Here is a 20,328-nt window from a genome sequence, read left to right on the forward strand (position 1 = left end):
ACTCATGATGCGACGTAAATCTGCGTGCGGTGCCAGTCCAGGTACGCGATGTCTGGCCGGTCAGCAGCATCGGGGAGTATCAATCGGTCCGTGAGCGGTGGCTTTCCGAGCGCCGCCCGCAGCGGGCCTTCGGTCAGCATCTCGTTCTCGACACCAGGTGCGTAGTGGAGGTTGAGTTCCTTGTCGACGGTGATGAGTCCTGTGTCAAAGGCGACGTCGTGGGTCGGGCAGGCGGTGAAACCATTCCGATGGTCGAGGCGTTCCTTGCCGGTGCTGTCGCGCCAGGGTTTTATGTGACTCGCTGTGAGAAGTCGTGGACGGCGACGTCCGCCGATATTCGCGCTGAGTCCACAAAACACGCATCGGTGCTGGTGATTACGAAGCACGCCTTCCGCGAAACGGTGCTGCCCCACTCGCACGGTGGAAGTCAGCAATCGCTGCGTGGTTTCTATCGGAATATCGTCGCGCACTTTGGCCCACTTTTCGAGGGTCTGTTCCAATGACTTCTCGATCTCGCTCTCCACCAGCTCTTCCTGACCAGCGAGCCACAGTACTTCGCCGTGCTCGAGACCCAGGAAGTCCGGCAAAGCAACTTCGTCGATTCCATGTAGCCTGGCCGACCGTAAAATTCGTAGATAAATATCTTGAAGAAGCTCGCTGTCTGAGAGCATCCGCGCCGCAACTTCGACTTCGTGCCGACCCCCGTTGCTGCGACTCCCGTCGAGGTTTGCCATCTTCGCTATGAAGCTGGTCGGTGGACGCTTGAATAATCGCGCCAGGTGTTGCACAGGCATGCCGGCACGATGAGCGGACCCGCTACCGAACCTGCTGTGGTCGACCAACAAGGAAGCGCATAGCGACAGCACCACTTCGGAGGGCACAAAGTTCACTTGGTTCGTTTTTGGCGGAGGAATTTGGCGCGCCAATACCGACGTCCACTGCTCTGACAAAGCCGCTGGTGTCGGGTCGAGAAACTCAGAAATCGCCAACGGCGCCAAGATCCACTTCCCTCATCGAGGTTGACTGCAACATTCACACAGTAGCCGGCGCCCAACGAACGCTTTCACCCTGCAGCAACCCGTGCCACCGACCTGCCGCCGATCAGTCTGACCAGATTCAGCCAGGCGCTGCGATTACAGAAATGCGCCGTCGCACCCTCGAAACACTCCGCCCCCGACCCAGTATCCACGCATCTCGTCGACGCAATCTGCGCAGGGATAGTCTTACTGACGAAAACCCAATTCAGTCCTTTCCCCCCCCACAACAATTCAGTCGCCTTGCTGACCGTGACCGCGAGCAAAGACCAGTCTGGATCTTCGCTATCGGCGATCCACATAACCTCACTATTCCCGGAGACGTAGACGTGCAATTCAACCAAAGTCCGCACGACGCCAAAGTAGACGCGTCACTGTGGATCCGTAAGCTCGATTGCACCGACTACAACGTAATCATTTGTAGCGCAAGAAAAATGGCGAAGTGGGATGGCTGTCCGTCTGGAACTCGCGGCACTGTTCCGAGCAGGTGGCCGTTCTGATGGCACCAGCAAGCCGGCGACTAGTTGCAATCCTGGCAAATCCACCCCTCACTGACGGCCTGCGAACATTGCGGCGGGTTGAACTCGCGGCTGAGTTGCTCGGCTTCACCACGGTGGGCACTGCAAACCTGTTTGCTCTGCCTTCACATGCAACCGGCGCAATAGCGAAGCTTGGGGCAACGGACCCGGGGTGGCTGCAAGCCCGGCCGGATCTCGCAGCGAGTATCCGTTCCGCTGAGGGTGTGTTGCTTGCGTACGGGATAACGGCCCCCGCCGGGGACGCTCGTCACCACTTTCGTCAGCAGGTGGAGTGGCTAACCGAGCAAATCTCCGAGCACTCTGTCCCCACATGGTATGTCGGCGACGGGCCACGTCACCCTTCGCGATGGCATCGCTGGACGCACCGCACCTATCCAGATCTGCCGTTCCTCACTGCACTACAGAACAGCATCGTTCAAGTACCTCAGAGTATCCCCGGGCCATCGGACTGAGTCTTCCGCCGGTCGACGCCTTGGTGGCCAGCCCAACGATCATGGAAGGCGGTCGGTCAGATATCGGTTTGGATGGTTACAGACGCCACTCAGCGCCCGTCTCATCTGGAGATTGGTACCAGTAGCGAACGACGATATTGCATTGATCGACTTGTGACCAAACAGTTCCTGACATCGGAATCGTGATCACCCTCATCGAGGCGCTCGGTCGGGATCTCATTGCGCGCAGAAATTGCCTACGCGCCGTGTGTGGCTGCTGCCGGTTTCGCCAGCAACGATTGATAGGCTCGTCAGCAAAGTACGCGACCGCCGTCGGCCGCAACGTACGAGAGCAGTGGGACGGTGACGTGACGCAAGGAAATGACCGATGGGTTGAGGTCTCGAAGTCTGCATTTGCGCACGAAACCGAGGGTCTTCAGTTCCTTCACGACCTCATCCCCAATGCATCGCCTTATCGGGTGTGGACCAATTTCGAGTTCATGGACAACCATGGACTCTGGCATGAAATCGACGCGTTGGTGCTCGGTCGGCGCCGGTTACATCTGGTTGAGCTCAAGCATTTTGTAGGAACCCTGCGCGGTACAGAAACTAATTGGGTTCGCACATTACCGAGTGGAAAGATCCGCACCCAGAAGTCTCCACTCCTCCTTACTCGACGCAAAGCGCAACGCCTCGCGTCGCGCATCGAGGAAGAAGCTCGCAAGGTCGCTCTAGAAAATGGCCTCAACCCCGCGAAAGTGCGCCAGGCCCTTCCCTTCACTCAAGAATCCGTATTCCTTCACGGCGCACCGTTTGACGTTGAAATGCCGGACCTTGCGAAGTCCGGTCTATTTGGTATCGATGGCCGTGAAGATCAAACCAAGCTGCCGGGTATTTCCACGAGGCTTCTCGAGCCCCCTACCGACGGTCGCCGCGTCGACGAAGACATCAGCGTCATCATCGCTCTGGCTCTCAAGAACCTCGGCATCGCGCGTCGCACGGAGCGTGATGCCGGCTCCTGGACGATTTCCGGTGCACCGCTCGCCAACGGCGATGACTGGCAGGAATGGTCAGCGAAGCACAAGGGCACTGACGAAGAGGGCCGTGCTCGCATCGTCTCGTTCCGTCCGGGCACCCCGGTTCATGCTCGCGCGGCTGCGCATCGTCGAATGCAACGCGAATATTCACTGCTGAGCTCATTACGTCACGAGTCCATCGTCGTACCCCGCGATCTGGTGCAGGACGACGACGGAAACACCGTGCTCGTCTACCCGGACATCCCGGGACTCGAGGCACTCGACTTGGCGCTCGCGACAAGGACTCTCACCGCCGAACAGCAACTCTCGGTCCTCACTCAGGTGGCTGAAGCACTGTCCTATGCCCACCGCAACCACGTAGCTCATCGTGGTCTTGGACCCAGCACCGTCTTGATCGACACCGACAAACTCGACGCGGGGTCGGTCGTGGTGAGACTGGTCGACTGGTCGTGGGCTGGCCGTGTGCACAGCGGCGAAACTCGTTCCGCCACCATGCTCGGCACGGCGCTGGCGCCGGGTGGCACCCCGACCGACGAGGTCTATCAGGCGCCGGAGGACAGGTGGGCGCCTGACGCTGACCGCACGGCTCTGGACGTGTTTTCTCTGGGCGCTTTGGCTTACTTCTTACTGTCCGGCGGCCAGGCGCCTGCCCGCGATCGCGCAGCACTCTTGGAGCGACTGCGGCAAGAACAAGGGCTTGACCTAGCAGCTTCCGGCGGACGCTTCGTGGACGAAACACTGCGCGACCTGGTGCTGCACGCAACGCATCCTTCAGTGTCAACCCGGGTGGAGACCGACAAAAAGAATGGTCAGCCAAATTTTGGCGCGCAGCAGTTCGCTACGAAGCTGGCTGCGTACCGTTCATTCCAAAACCCGTCGCCGTCGCTCCCCGAGATCGACCCGCTGAATCCTCCGACCGGTGCGCTACTTTCCGATCGTTTCGAGGTAGTTCAAATTTTGGGGGCAGGGTCCACCGCCCGCGGGATCCTCGTCGCTGATCATGACTACGACGGCCGGTTGCGGGTCCTCAAGGTCGGTCTCGACAACAGCGCAACGTCGCGGCTGCGTGAAGAGGCCGAGGTTCTCACCCAACTGGCCCAGCAGAATCCGGCGGTGCCGGGTGTGGTCGAGCTGATCGAGGGTCCACTAGAGCTCGAAGCTCAGCGAACTGCTCTGCTGCTCAGCAATTGTGGTGACAAAACGCTGGCTGACGTCATCCGATATACGCCACTTGCCGAGTCGCAGCTGCGCACCTGGGGTCTCGAACTGCTCAATGCCGTGGTGGCACTCGATGCTGCCGGTATCACTCATCGTGATATCAAGCCGTCGAACCTGGGCTTGTCCCGACCGGAGAGCAAAGCCCGGGCCGCCAAAGTGCGCTTGGCTTTGTTCGATTTTTCGTTGTCCCGCGCACCGGTCGATCAGCTGGATGCCGGTACGCCTCCCTATCGAGACCCGTTCCTAGGAACTGGGATTCGCCAGGCCTACGATTCGGCAGCCGAACGCTACTCGGCCGCAGTTGTGCTGTACGAGATGGCAACTACAGCGACGCCCACCTACGGCGACGGGGTGAGCGATCCCACCGTACTCACCGACGATGTCGCGATCACGGTCGAAGACTTCACGTCGAGCGGTCTCTCGAACACCCGCGCCGAAGCACTTTCCGAGTTCTTCCGCACGGCGCTCGCACGTAGCATCAAAGACCGTTTCGATACGGCCGCGGCAATGCGTACAGCCTGGGAATCGCTGTTCAAGACTAAGCCCACAGAGCCTCGCACTCCTGCCCCTACACGCACCAAACCTGCTCAACCTGAATCAGTGCCTGCAGCCCCGCAGCCTGCAACGTATTCGTCGTTGGGAGTTCTCGCCGCCGAGTTCGCCCGCGCCGCAGGCAGTAAACGGTCAACCAGCCGCCGACAGGTGGTGGAACTTGTTCTCGGCAGCCACGAGGACAGCCCTGCTGATCCGTTTACGACCTATCAATCCTTGGCCTTACTCGCACACGTCACGCCGGGGCGCGTCGCACAGATCTTCGGTGAATTCACCGAAATGTGGTCCAAGAATCCACAACTCGCGGCGACAGTGCAGTCTCTCTATCGTCGTGGACAGGCGCTGCTCGAATCCTCCGGTGGCGCTTCCACTCCCGAGTTGTTGGCCCGCGAGCTTACCGGTGCATTGCATTCCGATGGCGTCGACAATTCGCAGCGCACCTCGCTCGGTGTATTGCGTCTTCTACTCGCTTCCCCACCTGCAGTGACAGAGGGAGACGAAGACGCCACTACCGTCCACGAACGGGTCGACACGAAGTTGCAGCTTGTGCGACGTCACGGTTCCGGCACTGTCGCGATGATCTCTACTGCCGCTGTACCTCGCAAACTCACTGCCGGGTTGGCTTCCGCGGTCGAAAAACTGATAACAGACGCGGGCATGCAGGGCTCCCTCCTGATCAGACCTGCTGACGCGGAGCTTCCGCTGCGCGCAGTTGCGTCGACGATCTTGGACATCGCTCCTAGCGACGTGGAGATACCCGGGCATACGCTGCTGCGGATCGGCACGGCCGCGTCGACCGAGGTCACTTTGTCCGCGCGCGACGAACTGCACTCCGTCGCACTGCCGATCACTGACGCACTGAAACTCGTGCTTCACGGTTTGGCCGAGAGCGATTCTTTCAGTCGCAACGAACTGGAGTCGCGCGTCACTGCGCGCTTCCCGGAGCTCACCAAATCGCTTCCCCGCCGCCCGGACCTCGATGCCGTCGTTCAGTCCGTGGTGCCGAACATCCGCTGGAACGAGTCGAGCAGCCGTTACCAATTCGAGAATGCAACCGGACATCTGTCGAGCGTCCCCACGTTTCACACTCGGTTGGCGCGCCCATCGATCGCACCCGACGGTCACGGCAGCGACATCGAGATACTGCTCGAGACGAGCATTCGCGACCGCACCTTCCGTGCATTGGGAGTGCCGATGGGTGTCTCCGATGACCTCGCGACCGCTCTCTCGTCCCGCTTCAGTGCGCACCACATCGACGTCACTGACGTCGTACTTGGTCACCTCCGATCTGTAGCTGATCAGGCGGGCGCACCGTGGGATGCGATCCTCGCTGCAGATGCCGGCCCAGCCGCTGAACGAGAAAATCTGAAAGGGTTTGTTTCGCAGGCAATTCCGACGCTGGTCGAGGCAGTCAGTCAGGCCGACGGACCGGTGGTTCTCACCGACCTGTCGATGCTTGCGGGCTACGACCTGCTGGCAGCGGCCCTGATGAACTGGATTGACATCACGTCGCCGCCCGCACACGCAGTGTGGGCCTTGATTCCCCAGCCTGAAGAATCCGGCGGCAGACCGGGTGCCCGCGTGGACACAACCGCGTTGACACGAATGAGTCCTGAGCAGTTTGTACAGGTAGACGCGAATGGGCTCAGCGCTCTACTGGCGTTAGCCGCATCGCCCACAAACGCCGAACAGCAAGAACCGAAACGCAATGAGAAGGAGCCTGTCTGATGGCATTGGCCACGATCGCCGGAACCCAACTGACGACCGCGCTGAAGCCGCAACTGGCCCTGCTGGTTGACGATATGCGGACGCGTCTCACCGCTGACAGCACAGAGCTGGAGCGTTGGCGCGCTACTCACCAGGCTGCTGTTCAGGAAAAGCGCACGGCTGTGTCGTGGACCGATTGGTCCGAAGATCAACTCACCCAGGCTGCTGTCGGCTGGCTACTCACCAGCGTGTTCGTTCGCTTCTGCGAAGACAATCTACTCCTCGGTGAGGCCGCGGTGTGGATCACGCACCCGGATTCAATGCTGCGCCAACGAGCCGTAGACGCCGAAACCTCCTTCTACCGTGAGCATCCCGACTACTCCTACCGCGAATGGTTGGAGCAAGCCTTCGAGGCACTGCGCCAGTACCCCGCCACACAGTCTCTCGTCGATGGACACGCAGCGCTCAACATCACCACACCCTCCTCTGATGCGGTGCATCAGCTGCTCACATTCTGGCGCCGCACCGACGATAGTGGCGACTTGGTGTGGACGTTCCGCGACGACCAACTGTCTACTCGTTTCCTCGGCGATCTGTACCAGGATCTTTCGGACTTCGCGAAGAAGAAGTACGCACTGCTCCAAACCCCCAAATTTGTAGAAGAATTCATCCTCGACCAGACCATGGAGCCCGCACTAAAGGACCGCCCGCTCGAGGGTTTCAAGATCATCGATCCCACCTGCGGTTCCGGCCACTTCCTACTCGGCGCGTTCGCTCGTCTGGTTGAGCGCTGGCATTATCACGCCCCCGGGCTGGAACTACGAACCCGTGTCGACAACGCACTGGCCTCTGTCTACGGCGTGGACCTCAACCCATTTGCAGTGGCAATCGCAAAATTTCGCCTGATCGTCGCAGCACTGCAGGCTTGCGGCGAAACATCATTGGTGAACGCACCGAAGTTCACATTGAACCTCGCCAACGGCGATTCACTCCTGCACGGCCCCGAACAGGGCGGAGCCGACGCATTTGACTACGGCGACTTGTCTTTCGACAAAGATGCCGCGTCATCTGGATTCACCTACGGCACCGAAGACGCCGGCCTACTGCGGAAGATTCTTGCGCCAGGACAATACGACGCAGTCGTCGGGAATCCCCCTTATATCACTGTTCGAGACAAAGCCCTCAACGCGCGGTATCGGGAAATCTATCACTTCTGTAAGGCGCTCTATGCGTTAACTGTGCCGTTCATGGAGAAGTTCTTCGACCTCGCGAAGCCAGGCGACCGCGCGGGCTGGATCGGGCAGATAACCTCAAACTCGTTTATGAAAAGAGAATTTGGAGTTCCTCTCATTGAGGACTTCCTTAGCACGAGGGATCTGAGGCTAGTAGCTGATACCTCGGGAGCCTATATTCCGGGCCACGGAACCCCCACGGTCATCATTGTCGGTCGCAATCAAGTTGTTAGCAGTGACACAACTCGCGCAGTCTTGGGAATTCAAGGGGAACCCGGTGCGCCGGAAGACCCTGCCCAAGGCAAGGTTTGGACTTCAATTACCGAGAACATCGACGATCCTGGATTTGAGAATCAATGGGTCTCGGTGGTGAACCTCCCGCGAGAGACATTGCGGATGCATCCATGGAGCCTCGCAGGTGGCGGTGCCGTCGAGCTTCAAACAACGATCGATCTTGCACGAAACTCACAGTTAGGTAAACACGTTCGTATCATCGGGAGGACCTGCCATACGGGCTCCGACGATGCGTTCTTTGGCGGAATCGGTAGTTGGCGCCGCCGTGGCGTTTCGGCACCATCGATAGTTCCGCTCGTGCCTGGCACCGCGATCAGAGATTGGGATCTAACAACTAAGACGGAAGCATTGTTTCCGTACGGACCCGACTATTCGGCAGCACTTACCGATCGTGCTCTTCATCAACTGCTCTGGATCAGCAAGACACAGCTCGCAGCTCGCCGTGAGCCCGGCGGAACACATGAAGAAATCGGTCTCACCTGGTACGAGTGGAGTCGTTGGCACCCTGAAAGATTCAGTGTCGCACTCGGAATCGGATTTGCGTTCGTCGCGACACACAACCATTTTGTGCTCGATCGCGGCGGCAAGGTATTCAATCGTTCCGCGCCGGTGATCAAGCTGCCGGAGGGTGCGACCGAGGACGATCACCTTCGGCTGTTGGGCACCCTCAACAGTTCGACCGCATGCTTCTGGCTGAAGCAGAACAGCCACAACAAGGGCAGCACAGTCGACTCTGCCGGTGCCCGGACGACATTGTCAGAATGGGAGAACTTCTTCGAATTCACCGGTACTACCCTCAAGGACTTCCCTTTACCCGGGAAGGCGCCACTCGAACGTGGCCACCGCATCGACGATCTCTCGCAGCACCTCGCAGCACAGGAGCCCGCCGCAGCGATTACTCGAAACGGCGCTACCAAGAGCACCATTGACGCGGCCCGCGCGGAGCATGCCCGCATTCGAGCGCTGATGGTTGCCGAACAAGACGAACTCGATTGGGAGGTCTACCTCCATTACGGCCTCATCGACGACGAACTGTTCCTTCCGCCTCGCGATGTGCCGGGCATCGAGTTGGGTGAACGCGCCTTCGAGATTTCACTTGCCCGGAAAGTCGCGGCTGGCGAAGCCGAATCTGCCTGGTTCAGCCGGCACGGTTCAATGCCTGTCACCGACATCCCTGCCCACCTGCCGGCCGAGTACCGCGCACTCGTTGAGAAGCGTTTGGCGGCAATCGAGTCCAATCCCTTCATCCGTCTGCTTGAACGTCCCGAGTACAAGCGCCGCTGGGCCGGCGAATCGTGGGACGTCAAACTTCAGCAAGCGCTGAAGGATTGGATTCTCGACAAACTCGAAGAACCGTCACTCTGGTTCACCACACAAGGCGCACCACAGAGTCTGTCGGTGGCTGAACTTGCCGGGCAAGTCGAGAAGAACGCCGAATTCATTGAGGCACTAGATCTGTGGGCTGGCAAGAAGGACACACCCGTTACTGAGACACTCGTCAAACTGCTCTCCGATGAGGCGGTGCCATATCTGGCAGCTTTGCGCTACAAGGACTCCGGGCTTCGCAAACGTGCCGAATGGGAACGAGTCTGGGGCCTGCAACGCGACGAGGACGCCGGGTTGATCACGGCTACCGACATTCCCGTCCCGCCGAAATACTCAACCGCCGACTTCTTGAAATCCTCGTACTGGTCGCACCGCGGCAAACTCGACGTACCCAAGGAACGGTTCGTCTCGTACCCGGGCGCTGGCCGCGCCACCGATCCCACGCCGCTGCTCGGCTGGGCCGGTTGGAACCACGCCCAGCAAGGCATCGCCCTCGCCACGATCTATGCCTATCGCGAGTCCGAGGGCACCGCGCTCACCGAACTGGTACCGGTGGTCGCGGGTATCGCCGAGGTTCTGCCGTGGGTCAAGCAGTGGCATACCGGAGTTGACCCCACTTTCGGGATCGACCTGGCCGAGTATCTCACCGGACAGCTCCACGAAAAAGCCTCGGCTGTCGGCATACCCGTCGGCGATCTACCAGCCTGGCGTCCCGCCAAAACCACTCGAGCCCGCAAGGCTGCTCCCAGAAAGGCCGCGCAGTGATGTTCCCCGGCAACTCCGCATCTTCCGCACGCACTCTGCGGGAGACCTTCGCGATCTCGGAATCGCACGGCACCAATGACTACGTTCTCCGTCTATCCGACTCTGTCGCCGAAGATCGGTTGGCCGCGACCGTCGACTCGTATGTCGTCACCCCTGCCATTGCCGAAGCATTCAATCAGGCGTTGTCCGTGGTCGAAGAGTCGCTGCGGACCGGGGAGAACAAGTCTGCGTACCTCAACGGATCGTTCGGCTCCGGTAAGTCGCACTTCATGGCTGTGCTGCACGGCGTTCTGGGCCACGCACCGAAGGCTCTGTCGATTCCTGAACTGCAACCGATTATTGCTCAGCACCAAGCAATTTCGAATGCCAAACTCCTGCGTCTGACGTTCCACTTCCTGGATTCACAGACCATCGAATCAGCCTTGTTCGATCAATACCTGCGTCAGATCACAGCCCTGCACCCGAACGCCTTGCCGCCCGTGCTGCACTCGGCCGGTGGACTGTTCGCCGATGCCGATAATCGTCGTGCCGAGGTGGGCGAGGCCAAGTTCTTCGCCGCGCTCAACGGTGTTGACGGCGGACAGCCGTCGGGCACTGTGAACTGGGCGGCACTGGGACAGTCGACCGGCACTTGGTCTGCCGAAAGTTATTCAACAGCAACCGCCCCCGGTGCGGATCCGGCGGAACGCGCCCGCTTGCAGCAGGCACTGATAGCGTCGTACTTCACAAGCTATTCACGTAATACGGACTGGTTACCTCTCGAGGATGGACTCGCGGTCATCGCCGACCACGCGAAGTCCTTGGGTTACGACGGCGTTGTCCTGATGCTCGACGAGCTGGTGTTGTGGTTGACCTTCCTCATCACCGAACGCGACAAGTTCAACTCGGAAGTTCAGAAGATCACGAAGCTCGTGGAGACCAGCCGCGGCCGGCTCGCGGTGCCGATCTCGTCATTCATCGCCCGGCAGCATGACCTTGCAAAGTGGGTCGCTACCGGCTCCGAATCCGGCGCAACTCAGCAGGCCCTCGAACAGGCTTTTGCGCATCAGGCTGGCAGGTTCGGCAATGTCGACCTTGGTGACGAGAACCTCCCGTTCATCGCAAAGAAGCGACTGTTAAGTCCCCTCGACTCGGCTGCCCAGGCTGCTCTGGACAATGCCTTTGCGCATCTAGACCGCAACCCAAAGGTCTGGGATGTCCTGCTCGACGGCGTCAACACCGACGGGCAGTACCGCGGTTCCGATTCCGATGCGTTCAAGCTGACCTACCCGTTCTCCCCCGCACTGATCGCGACACTGCGGGCGTTGTCGGGGCAAATGCAGCGTGAACGCACGGCGCTGAAGGTTATGCAACAGATGCTGCAGGACAACGCTGATCGTCTGACTGTCGACAACGTCATTCCCGTCGGCGAAGCGTTCGACTACATCATCGACAGTGCAAACTCGACGCCGATCAACGATGCGGCGGCAAGCACATTCAAGACCGCACGCACACTCTGGATCGAGAAGCTGCGTCCGTTGTTGTTCCGCACCGCTGGTATCGAAGAAACAACCGCGGACGATGCCGTACCACCAGGGTTGCGCGCAGATATCCGGATCGCAAAGACATTGCTGATGTCAGCGGTCGCGCCAAACGTCCCGGCGCTCAAACAGATCGATGCCAGCCGTCTCGCGTCGCTCAACCACGGCAGCGTTGTCAGCATCATTCCCGGTGATCAGATCGGCCAGATCACCAACAAGGTCAAGCAGTGGGCTGCAGAGATCCCCGAGCTGTCCGTCACTGCTGATGCGAACCCCATCATTTCCGTCACTCTCGAGTCTGTCGACTACGAGCGCATCATCACTCGTGCGCAAGCTGAGGACACGGACGGCCGGCGCCGGGAACTGATGCGCACCCTGCTCTCCGAGCACTTCGGTGTTGTCGACGTCGATCACACCGTTGATAATGCCTTGCTGCGCAACAAGGTTTGGCGGGGAACCGAGCGTCCCGTCGAAGTGGTGTTCGGTAACGTCCGCGATCGCGGGTATCTTCCCGACGAATCGTTCCGGCCTACCACCGCCGGTGCATTGCGGCTGGTCGTCGATCTTCCGTTCGACGATTCCGGGCACACTACGTCCGAAGACCACGACCGTATCGAAGCGCTGCTGCGCACTGGCCAGGACCGATTCACGGTGGCCTGGTTGCCCAGCTTCTTCTCCGAGAAGGTCACCCGGCAACTCGGCCTCCTGGTCATCCTCAACTACGTGCTCGCGGGTGATCGTTGGGCGTCGTACGCGAATGAGCTGTCCGAAGCGGACCGCGCCGCTGCCCGCTCGATCTTGCAGCAACAGCAGTCGCAGGTGCTCGGGCAATTGAGCAACGCGATCCAGGTATCTTACGGAGTCGCCAGTGGTGCCCAGTTCCCCGAAGGACAGCCCCCCTTACGTTCTCTGCACGCCGGTTTCGCAGTGCAGCCGCCGATCGGAAACACACTTGGCGAAGCCGTCGACCGTCTGATCACGGACGCCTTCGACGCGCTCTATCCGGATCACCCGGAATTCACGCCCGTCGACAAGGTGATCAGCCGCCGTGAACTCAACACTGTGTTGACACGGTTGCGTGAGGCACAGTCTCAGGTGGACGGTCGGTTCCCGCTCGAACGTAGCGAACGGGACGTCGCCCGCCGGGTCGTCGAGCCGCTCGGTATCGCGAAAACCAATGAGACGCACCTGATCTTCGGGCCTGAGCAGTTCACGGCGTGGCGTACCCGCATCACCCAGGAACTCTCTCGCTTGGCGATCGACGAGCAGTCCGACGTCGATATCGAGGTGTTGCGGACCGCCATCGCTGCGAGTGGACCCAAGCGCGGCCTGACGTCCGACATGATCGATCTGGTTGCCGGGGCGTGGGCTGCGCAAACCAAGCGCTCCTGGTTCCTGCACTCGAGCCCGATCGACGAGCCCTCGATCGGCGATATCCGCCGGGGCACCGCGCTGCGTCTGGAACCGTTGCCGGATCAATCCGAATGGCACAAGGCGATCACGCGGTGGAAGACCTGGACCGGTCTGGTAGTCAACGAATATTTGACTGCTACGAACCTTGCCGCGTTCGCGGACAATGTGCGCTCGTATGCGCGCACTACGTTCGTTGGCCGCAGTCAGTTCGTCAACGCACTCGGTGCTGCCTACACCTACTTTGGGCTCGATCCGGAGAAGGGCCGGTCCGCGTTGGCTGCCGATCTGGCGGAACTGTTCGAGAGGATGTTGACGCACGTCGACAACCTCGGTCTCGTGGCCGCGATCGCTGATGCGCCATTACGCGGCACAGACGTCGAGGCGTCAAAGTCACTTACATCTGCCGCCGCGATTGAGCAGGCTCTCATTCGCTACCCGCTCGGTCAGTGGAACGTACTCCGCGATGCAGCCACTTCGGATACTGACGAGGGTTCCGCGAGCGCACGGGTCATTTTGTCCAAACTGCAGCAGGCATTCGAATCGCACGAGGCAGTGCAGAGCCTTCCTCCCGCTCTCGCGAGTGCCGCCGGTGACCGCGATACCTGGCTCGAAGAAGCTGCAATAAGAGGACGAAAAAAGCGAAACGATGCGGATACAGAACGCGAAGAGCAGGAGAGCAAACGTCGGGAGCTAGAAGTTCAACGCGAACTCGAACGCCAGCGTGAGGAACTAGAACGCGAACGTCAGGAGCTAGAACGCCAACGTGAGCTCGAACGTCAACGTCAGGAACTAGAACGCCAGCGCGAACTTGAGCGCGAACGTGAGGAGCGAGAGCGGAAGCCAGTTGGTGGAACCACCGAGACCATCGCAGTCACTGACAGTCACGCTGTGTCAGTGGTTGAGAATCAGCTGAGAGAGATGCTCAACAATCACCCGGACGCAAAAATCACCGTGACTATTACAAGGCTCGAATCGTGACAGTGCCAACACGCCTCCCGGAAGCTGATGTGGCCGGCATCCGCACCGCGATCGGTCAGTTCCGTGCCAGTCGGCATCGCCGCGGGGTTATTGCGCTCGCCGCGGCACCCGTGTGGTCTGGTGCCGACACTTTCGAGCTCGACGGCCAGAGCGTGAAGATCACAGTTGGTCCGAGTGTGCTCGCGATTCGTGACGCGCTGACCGAGCGACACCACTTCGATTGGGTAGTGATCCTCACAGATCGGGAGTCGGCCGAACTGCCCGCTGGAGTTGTCGATCACCTGGTCTCGGGCCGGCTGTCCAATCTGGATCCGTGGCCCGCGCTTAGAGAGAAGTTCCGGGCGAACCGACAAGAGTTCAATCTGCTCTCCCTCGACAACGACGCCGCCCGCTCCGCGTTGCGCGAACTTGGTGATTCGGTGCCGCCCGCCCCGGGCGGTGTCCTGACCAACGACCACCTGTTCGGAGCCCTCGCCCAACGCAATTTCGGGCTGACGGCCAGCGAGGTCACTCCTCATCATGTGTCGCTGTGGTCAATGAATACCGAACGGACCAAGAGGTTTTCAGCGTGGCGTGACCGAACCGCGCCGGTCTTGGTTGAACAGTTCTATCTCTGGCTCGAACGCACCCTCGGTCCCCTCGGCCGCTCAATGACGATAGTGTGGCGCACCAGTGGACCAGCGCAACTGGTTCCCCTCGGACTCGTCGCCGCGCTGATCGACGATTCCGCCGCCGCATCCGCCGCTTTCCCCACGTCGATCGACGTGACCGTCAAAGTGCGTACGCTCCTCGAAGTCGAGCTCGGTCACCACACTTTGACAGAGCAGCAGCTCTCCGCCTGGGGCAATACGGCAGCCCTCGCTGTTACCGGCGCCGACGTTCCGGACGACGTCCTGCGCCGGGCCGAGCAACTGGTGGTCCGTTTGCAGGCGACCTCGTTAGTTGGTCGATCGGATGTCCTGTCGTCCGCGCGCCCGCCTCGTATCGCACGATTCGCAGCAGCTCTTTCTGCCGCCGAACAGAACCCAGATCTCACGGCAGTGGAAAACGCGTGGGCTGACGTAGTCGCACATCGTGAATCACGAGTGGACTCCCCCGACGCACCACGCGACGTCCGGGTAGGCGCCGCTGCCCTACGGCTACTGCGGTGGACGCGCCGCGATGCCCAACGACCGTCGACACTCGCCGGGTGGCCGACGTACTACCGCAGCGAATTGTCTTGGGTCGACGGTGCCGTCAACGACGCCTTTGTCGGTGCCGACGACCCGACCCTCGCGGCGGCGGCACATCGGATCATCACGACTGTGCGCGCCCGTCGCGGAGAGCAAGACCGACAGTTCGCGACTCTGCTGTCGTCCAGCGGCACTCATCACCTAAACGGCCCCGGCGCCCCGATGTACATCGAGGACATCCTCGACCGTGTGGTCCTGCCGCTCACTGTTGCAGCGCCGGGTGCCAGCGCGCTCAGCACGGCCACTCGATCTCCGGTACTGCTCGTCATCGCCGACGGAATGGGTGCCACCGCAGCCAACGAGGTTGTTGCGGACGCACTCCGTCGCTATCGCCCCCAATGGCAAGAATGCACCCTGGTCTCCGAGGAACCGAACAGTGCAGCACTCGCTGCCCTGCCGACGGTTACCGAATTCTCCCGCTGCACACTGCTATCCGGCGCACTCCAGCGTGGCGGACAGTCTGAGGAACGCCGAGGATTCGCCTCGTGGCTGCAATCGCACGCATTGCGCGGCGCGGGTCAGGTGCTCTTCCATAAAGCGGACCTGGAAGCAGTTTCGCGCGGCAACGCGCTCGCGCAGGACGTGCGTACCGCTGTCGAAAACACAAAAGACCGCCCCGTCATTGCCTGTGTCCTCAATGACATCGATGACGCCCTCGATCGGTCCGATCCGATCGGCACCACTTGGACCACGGCGGGTTTCAAGCATCTCGATGCGCTCTTGTCTGCTGCGGCAGCAGTCGGTCGCACCATTGTCCTTGTCAGCGACCACGGTCATGTCGTCGAGCGTCGTGAGCAGCCAAGTGTGCAACGCGGTCAGCAGGTTTCGGCTCGATACCGTCTCGCAGCAGGCGCCGATGCAGCCTCGATACCCCCTGACGAGGTCCTGGTCGAAGGTCCGCGTGTACTCACCGACAGCCACAGCGCGGTCCTCGCGGTGGACGAGCAACTGCGGTACACCGGGATGAAGGCCGGCTACCACGGCGGCGCCACGCTAGCCGAGGCGGTCATTCCCATCTCGATTCTCGTCAACGGTGCCGTACCGCCACACCTTGGCCTCGAGGTGTCGCCTTCCCCGGTGCCCGCCTGGTGGGAACCGAGTCGCACAACAATTGCCTTGCAGACTCCGGTCACCGCTGCACCGGCCGTTGTGCCGAAGCGAAAGAAAACGGTTGCGCCCAAGGTGTCACCGCAGTCCGATGCGCTGTTCGATGTTGGTGCTCCCGCCGCAGCAGTGGCTGCGTCACCAGTTGTTCCCGACGGGCGCGACAAGGTGTCAGCACTACTCGGGACAGCACTGTTTGAACAGCAGTACAAGACATTCGGACGCAACCTCGAAAAAGCTGCCATCGAGACTCTTCTCCGTGAGACAATTTCCGGCAACGGAGTGCTATCACTCGTACGCGCTGCCGAAATACTCGGCGTACCTTCGACACGTGCCAGTAGAGCATTGTCGGTCGTGGCCCAGATCTTGAACACCGACGGCGTCGTAGTTCTCAGTGTCAACGGCACCGAACTGGAAGTGGAGGCTGCCCTGATGTTCGAGCAGTTCGGAGTCCCCCAGTGACCGCCTTGTCACCAGTTCGTCGACGCGAGATCCTCCAGTCGCTACGCCAGGGCACCGTGCCCGACGGCAATCTCGACGTCCTCGCTGTCGGGATCGACCGCTTCGCCACCACCATCGACGAGGACCTCGACGCCGTTGCCTCGGGGGGAGCGATCTTCAAAGCCGTACGCGGCGAGTACGGCTCGGGTAAGACGTTCTTCTCTCGGTGGGTCGAGCAACGCGCGATGCAACGTGGTCTCGCCGTCGCCGAAGTTCAGATCAGCGAACTCGAAACCCCGCTGCACAAGCTCGAGACCGTGTATCGACGGACTATCGAAGAGTTGCGGACCTCGGCCTTCGCCAAGAGCGCGTTTCGCAATGTCATCGATGCCTGGCTGTACGGGATCGAAGAAGACGCAGCCACCGCTGCCGGTACCGACGAAGCGACTGCCGAGCAAATCGCGGCTCTACTCGAGCAACGCCTCGCCAGTGTCGCCACCGCCACCCCGGTGTATCCGATGGTCCTGCGCGCCTACCGCGATGCCGTCGACCGTGACGATGCCGCAACCGCCGATGCTCTTATCGCGTGGCTCGGCGGCCAACCACATGTCGGTGCCGCTGCGAAACGTGTAGCCGGCGTGCGTCAGGACGTCGACCATTTTCTCGCGATGGGATTTCTGCAAGGGCTCCTTGCAGTCCTCAAAGGCGCACGACACCCGGGCCTCGTTCTGGTGATCGATGAAGTTGAAACATTGCAGCGAATGCGCTCGGACAGCCGCGCGAAGGCCCTTAATGCATTGCGGCAGTGGATCGATGAGCTCGACTCCGGCCGCTACCCCGGCCTCTACCTGATCATCACCGGAACTCCAGCGTTCTACGACGGACGATTGGGGGTGCAGGCATTGCCCCCGCTCGCGCAGCGTCTGCAGACGGACTTCGGGACGGACGCACGATTCGACAATCCTCGCGCTCCCCAAATCAGGCTCACCGGATTCGATCTTGATCGCCTCGTCGAAGTCGGCATCCGCGTTCGCGACGTCTACGCCGATGGATCGTCTGAGTCGGACAGAATCCGCACGTTGGTCGACGACGCTTACCTGCGCGACCTTGCCGATGCTGTTGCCGGCGAGCTCGGTGGGAAAGTCGGGGTATCCCCACGCATCTTCCTCAAGAAGCTTGTCGCGGACGTACTGGACCGAGTCGATCAATTCGCCGACTTTGATCCACGCCAACACTATTCGCTAACCATCGCCGACAGCGAGAAGGCCGAAATCGTTCAGGCCACCAGCGCTGATGAGGTCGAACTGTGACTGCCGGTTTCGACCGACTCGATCCGGTTATCCAGCACCACATTGTCAATTCACTCGGGTGGCCCGGATTGCGACCTCTGCAGGACGAATCGGTCGCGCCCATCAGCACCGGATCAGACGCAATTCTGTTGGCACCTACCGCGGGCGGCAAAACGGAAGCTGCAATGTTCCCGTTGCTGACGCGTATGCAGACGGAGCGCTGGACCGGGATCTCTGTTCTGTACATCTGCCCACTCAAGGCGCTGCTGAACAACCTTCAACCACGCATCGCGGGTTACGCCGAGTGGATGGGACGCGACGCGGCAACCTGGCACGGTGACGTGACATCCTCCGCCCGCGACCGTATCAAGCGTGACCGCCCGGATGTCTTATTGACGACGCCCGAGTCCCTCGAATCAATGTTGGTTTCCGAAGGCGTCGATGCAGCTGAAGTACTCGGCGGCGTTCAAGCGGTTGTCGTCGACGAAGTACATGCCTTCGCGGGTGACGATCGCGGCTGGCATCTGCTCGCCGTCCTAGCCCGCCTCGAGACATTGTTGGGCCGCAAGCTTCAGCGTGTTGGTATGTCTGCCACCGTCGGGAACCCAGATCAGCTGTTGAGCTGGTTGCAAGGCGGCTCGGTTCGAGCCGGTCTCGTGATCGCGCCTTCGCTTGACGGCGGCGCAGTCGTGCCCGACATTACCGTCGACTCAGTGGGCAGCGTCGAGAATGCCTCCAAAGTAATTGCCACACTGCACAAAGGCGAGAAGCGGCTAGTGTTCGTCGACTCGCGACGGCTGGCTGAGGAACTCGGCAAGTCTCTGCGAGAGCGCGGAATCACGACCTTCGTTTCCCACTCGTCGCTCTCTGCTGCAGAGCGCCGAGAGTCTGAGGAAGCCTTTGCCGAAGCGCGCGACTGTGTCATCGTCGCAACATCCACTCTCGAGCTCGGCATCGATGTCGGAGATCTTGACCGCGTCATCCAGATCAACGCGCCTCGCACGGTCTCGTCTTTTCTGCAACGACTAGGTCGGACTGGGCGCAGGCCTGGTTCCACCCGTAACTGTCTTTTCCTGTGCATCACGGAAGAAGCAGTCCTCGACGCTCTCGGTATGTTGCAGTGCTGGTCATCGGGATGGGTCGAGCCAGTTCTCCCCACCCCCGAGCCGCGGCACATTGTGGCGCAACAGATTCTGGCATCGGCATTGCAGACCAGGCGAGTACCACTCACCGATTGGCAATTAAGCTGGGGTTCACTCCCTCTCTTCGACGACACCGCCCCCGAGATCATGTCTCACCTCCTCTCCGAAGGGTTCCTAGAACAGGACTCCGGAACCGCATTCATCGGGCTCGAAGCCGAGAAGCACTTCGGCCGACGGCACTTCATGGAACTCCTCGCAGTATTCACCGCCGCACCGGAGTTCAAGGTGCTCGCTGGTCGCGACGAAATCGGGTCCGTCGAGACAGCGCTGCTGACCGAAGAAGTAGAAGGGCGCCGAATCTTGTTGCTGGGTGGGCGTTCCTGGGCGGTCACCCATATCGATTGGAAACGACGATTCTGCTACGTCGAGGCCACGGAGATCGCAGGAAAGGCCAAATGGAGCTCGATCCCCGATGGTCCCTCCTTTGAAATCGCGCGTGGAATGAGGGAAGTCCTCCTCGGGTCACTTCCGCAAGGTGTGACTCTCACCCGTCGTGCGATGACAACGATCGATGGCATCCGTGACGTCCGATCTGGCACCGTCACCGACGGAGCATTCGTCATTGCACGCGACGAGCGAGAGGACTGGCGATGGTGGACCTGGGCAGGCGCGAAAGCGAACCGAACCTTGGGCGCTTGGATTCCGGACCTGATCGTCCCGCGCCAGATGTCGCGAGCGGACTGCGTACGCCTGCACCGCGACTTGAGTGTGCAAGACATCCGTGACGGACTTGCAGCTGCACGCGCTCACGATGCACCGCGACCTCTACCTGCCGTCGACAAAGGTGCGCTGCGAGGGCTGAAATTCTCCGTCGCTCTCCCAGAGCGTTTGGCCCGCCAAACGCTCTCCGCGCGGTTGGTCGATTCATCTGGATCTGCACGAATACTCGCCGAAAAAAATCATATTCACCCCAACATCTAGTCGATTTCGATCATCTAACAATTGCCATTTTTCTTCACGAGACAATAGTGGACGGAGCATTTTGAAATCAACGTCACCAGCGCGATCGACAGC

The 20,328-nt window shown here is 60.5% G+C and carries 7 protein-coding genes; 6 read left to right on the forward strand and 1 reads right to left on the reverse strand.

The features are described from left to right. Positions 1–2 precede the first annotated feature (2 nt). The gene (locus P0M12_RS02250) at positions 3–998 is read right to left on the reverse strand and encodes an HNH endonuclease (RefSeq protein WP_277377407.1); all 996 of its coding nucleotides are present in this window, start codon (positions 996–998) and stop codon (positions 3–5) included. Positions 999–2,372: 1,374 nt separating this feature from the next. Here P0M12_RS02250 and P0M12_RS02255 point away from each other — a divergent pair. Genes P0M12_RS02255 through P0M12_RS02280 form a run of 6 tightly spaced genes read left to right on the forward strand, consistent with a single transcriptional unit; the run spans position 2,373 to position 20,235 of the window. Then, positions 2,373–6,539 carry a protein kinase gene (locus tag P0M12_RS02255; protein WP_277377408.1) on the forward strand — a complete coding sequence of 1,389 codons (4,167 nt, stop codon included), beginning with the start codon at positions 2,373–2,375 and terminating at the stop codon, positions 6,537–6,539. Beyond that, complete coding sequence (pglX, locus tag P0M12_RS02260) at positions 6,539–10,135, forward strand: BREX-2 system adenine-specific DNA-methyltransferase PglX (RefSeq protein ID WP_277377409.1); 3,597 nt, start codon at positions 6,539–6,541, stop codon at positions 10,133–10,135. Before P0M12_RS02255 ends, pglX begins: the two co-directional genes overlap by 1 nt. Further along, positions 10,135–14,046 (forward strand): DUF6079 family protein, encoded by a 3,912-nt coding sequence (locus P0M12_RS02265; RefSeq protein ID WP_277377410.1) that lies wholly within the window; start codon positions 10,135–10,137, stop codon positions 14,044–14,046. Before pglX ends, P0M12_RS02265 begins: the two co-directional genes overlap by 1 nt. After that, complete coding sequence (pglZ, locus tag P0M12_RS02270) at positions 14,043–16,844, forward strand: BREX-2 system phosphatase PglZ (RefSeq protein ID WP_277377411.1); 2,802 nt, start codon at positions 14,043–14,045, stop codon at positions 16,842–16,844. Before P0M12_RS02265 ends, pglZ begins: the two co-directional genes overlap by 4 nt. Continuing rightward, positions 16,841–18,133 (forward strand): BREX system ATP-binding protein BrxD, encoded by a 1,293-nt coding sequence (gene brxD, locus P0M12_RS02275; protein ID WP_193595133.1) that lies wholly within the window; start codon positions 16,841–16,843, stop codon positions 18,131–18,133. The genes pglZ and brxD overlap by 4 nt, the downstream gene beginning before the upstream one ends. Next, entirely contained in the window at positions 18,130–20,235 is a 2,106-nt protein-coding gene (locus P0M12_RS02280; protein WP_277377412.1) for a DEAD/DEAH box helicase, read from the forward strand. Before brxD ends, P0M12_RS02280 begins: the two co-directional genes overlap by 4 nt. Positions 20,236–20,328: the final 93 nt, after the last annotated feature.

The sequence above is a fragment of the Rhodococcus sp. RCBS9 genome, from assembly GCF_029457415.1.
Lineage (GTDB): Bacteria > Actinomycetota > Actinomycetes > Mycobacteriales > Mycobacteriaceae > Rhodococcus_F > Rhodococcus_F qingshengii.

What these genes read in the sequence shown, in the direction of transcription:
- pglX (WP_277377409.1), top strand. Translation starts at nt 6,539, where the DNA reads ATGGCATTGGCCACGATCGCCGGAACCCAACTGACGACCGCGCTGAAG.
- P0M12_RS02265 (WP_277377410.1), top strand. Translation starts at nt 10,135, where the DNA reads ATGTTCCCCGGCAACTCCGCATCTTCCGCACGCACTCTGCGGGAGACC.